The sequence below is a fragment of the Microbacterium sp. NPDC055599 genome (genome assembly GCF_053618975.1).
The window spans coordinates 1-2,746 of sequence record NZ_JBSHIM010000035.1 but is presented as its reverse complement, the minus strand read 5'-3'; the positions used below and the strand labels follow the sequence as shown (position 1 = coordinate 2,746).

3 protein-coding genes and 1 pseudogene are annotated in these 2,746 nt (G+C 74.4%); all 4 read right to left on the bottom strand.

Annotation, left to right across the window (positions count from 1 at the left end; genetic code table 11):
* Nucleotides 1-359, bottom strand: a pseudogene (locus tag ACWGQ1_RS18405) (hypothetical protein); the annotation flags it as partial.
* 77 nt (nucleotides 360-436) lie between these two features.
* Nucleotides 437-1,753 (bottom strand): sensor histidine kinase, encoded by a 1,317-nt coding sequence (locus ACWGQ1_RS18400; protein WP_206252227.1) that lies wholly within the window; start codon nucleotides 1,751-1,753, stop codon nucleotides 437-439.
* Nucleotides 1,746-2,423, bottom strand: coding sequence for a response regulator (locus ACWGQ1_RS18395; RefSeq protein ID WP_452313524.1), 678 nt, complete (start codon nucleotides 2,421-2,423; stop codon nucleotides 1,746-1,748). Before ACWGQ1_RS18395 ends, ACWGQ1_RS18400 begins: the two co-directional genes overlap by 8 nt.
* A gap of 55 nt (nucleotides 2,424-2,478) precedes the next feature.
* Nucleotides 2,479-2,746: putative immunity protein (locus ACWGQ1_RS18390; RefSeq protein WP_452313523.1), on the bottom strand; the 268-nt coding region annotated here is incomplete at its 5' end.

The following is a 2,746-nucleotide window of genomic DNA, read 5'->3' as shown; positions in this document are numbered from 1 at the left end:
CCGTGGCGCGGTCCCTCCATCGACGGGTGGTCGTCGTCGCCGAACTCATCGCCGATCGCCGCGCCGACAGCCACCCCGCCACCCGCGAGCAGCACGGCCGCGGCGATGCCACCGCCGATGAGCAAGGCGCGCTTGCGTCCGGGCTTCGCCGGGGGAGTCGCCTCGCCTGCGGGCGCCGTGGAAGCGGGGGCGGGCTGTGCGGCGGCGGGCGCGGTCGGCTCGACCGGAACGGTGGGGGCGTCGGCGGCTGGGGTCGCGTCGGGCTGCGCGGGGGCCGGGCTCTGCGCGGCGGCGGGCTGCTCCGGGGTGCCGGGCTGCTCCGGGGTGGGGTTCTCGGGGGTGGGGTTCTTGTCGTCCATGTCCCGATGGTCTCGCGGGGGCGCTGAAGCCACCCTGAAGCGTCCTGAAGCGCTCTTCAGGAATGCCGTGCGCCGTCTCAGTCCGCCGAGGGCAGGGTCACGACGAACCGCGCCCCGCCCCATCGCGAGTCGTCCACCGTGACGGTGCCGTGCGCCGCGGTCGCGATGCTGCGGGCGATCGCCAGGCCCAGACCGCTGCCGCCCGCATCACGGCTGCGCGCCTCGTCGAGTCGCACGAACCGCTCGAAGATCCGCTCCCGCTCGGCCGCCGGCACGCCCGACCCGTCGTCCTCCACGGTCAGGAACACGTGCTGCTGCACCGTGGTGACCCCGATCGCCAGACGACCGCGGGCGTGGCGGGCGGCGTTGTCGGCGAGGTTGCGCACGAGCTGCGCGAGCAGCCGGGGGTCGCCCGACACCCGGGCGGCGCCGATGCCCGACCCGTCCACGTCGAGCCCCGCCGCGCGCAGGCGTCGCACCTCGGTGAGGGCGATGTCGTCGAGGTCCACCGGCTCCGCGGCACCCGCCACCCCCTCGTCGAGGCGGGCCAGCAGCAGGAGTGACTCGACGATGCCCTGCAGGCGCAGGCCCTCCTCCGACACCACGTCGGCGAGCTCGCGGATGCTCGTGACCTCGGGGTGCGACTGTGCCAGCTCGGCGTGCTGACGGATGGTCGCGAGCGGCGACCGCAGCTCGTGCGAGGCGTCGGACACGAAGCGGCGCTGGGCGGTCGCGGCGGCGTCGAGCCGGTCGAGCATGCCGTTCATCGTGGTCGCGAGGGACGCGATCTCGTCGCCCGTGTCGGGCACGGGCACGCGGCGGTCGAGGCGCTCCGCCGTGATGCCGTCGACCTCCGTGCGGATGCGCGAGACCGGACGCAGGGCCCGCCCCGTGACGAGCCAGGTGGTCGCGGCGACGAGCACCAGCAAAGCGGGGACGGCGACGGCCAACAGCGTCGCGACCGTGGCGAGCGTCTCCGCGTCGTCCTCCATCGGCACCGCCAGCACCAGGCTCTCACCGTCGTCGAGGTCGTCCGACACGACCACCATCCGCTCGCCGTCGATCACGAAGCTGCGCGGGTCGTCGTGCACGGGCAGCGACCCCGATCCGAGGAGCTCCTGCGCCTCCTCGCTCGCGCGACGCACGGTCCCGTCGCGTCCGATCAGCTGCACGATGTCGTCGTCGAGCAGCTCGGGACCGGGGCGCCCCGGACCCTCGAAGCGCTGCACCAGCTCCTCCAGGCGCTGCTCGGCGGCGCGCTCCCTGGCGCCGTGGATGCTCGCGCTGAGCACGCCGTAGAAGGAGAAGGCGCCGATCAGCAGGGCCACCGCCACGACCACCGTCGCGCCGAGCGTCGTCCGGCCGCGCACCGAACGGAGGAACCGGCTAGCCACCGTCGGCCGCCAGCCGGTAGCCCGCCCCGCGGATGGTCTCGATGGCCGCGCGCCCGAACGGCTTGTCCACCTTGCGCCGCAGATGGCCGACGTACACCTCGACGATGTTCGGGTCGCCGTCGAAGTCGTCGTCCCAGACCCCCGCGATCAGGTCGCGTTTGGAGAGCACCTGGCCGCGGTGCCGCATCAGGTGCTCGAGCACCGCGAACTCCCTGGCCGTGAGGCTGATCGGCGTGTCGCCGCGCCACGCGTGATGCGCCGCGGGATCCAGGCGCAGATCCCCGGCCTCCAGCACGGTCGGACGGGCCACGGCCCCGCGGCGCACCAGGGCCCGCAGCCGTGCGACCAGGATCGCGAACGAGAACGGCTTCGTGACGTAGTCGTCGGCGCCGGTCTCGAGGGCCTCGACCTGATCCCACTCGCCGTCCTTCGCGGTGAGCATGAGCACGGGCGTCCAGTTCTCCTCCGCCCGCAGCGCCTCGCACACCTTCCAGCCGCTCATGCCGGGCATCATCAGGTCGAGCACGATCGCGTCGTACCGCGTCTCCCGTGCCCGCCACAGTCCGTCGACCCCGTTGTGTGCCACGTCGACCGCGAAGCCCTCGGCCTCCAGCCCCCGACGCACGCCCTCCGCCAGGCGCACCTCGTCGTCCACCACCAGGATCCGCATCACCCCAGTGTGGCGGCTCGACGCTGAATCGCCGCTGAAGCGGCGTGCAGCGGGGTCAGGCGAGTGCGGCCTGCACCCGCCGGATCACCGCGCCGAGGTCGCCCGCGGCCAGCAGCCCGGGGCCGAGCGGTCCGGCGGTGTCGGTGCCGAGGAGGGGCAGGGAGCGCAGGGCCGAAGCTGCGGCGGGGGAGAGGAGGGCGAGCTGCTGCGTCACCTCCCGGTCGCGGGCGCGGGGGTCGTCGGGATGTGCGAGCCCCATGGCGACCGCGGCATACGCGGCCGCCCCGAGTGCATGCGCTCCCATGTGCGCCACCCCCGCGGCC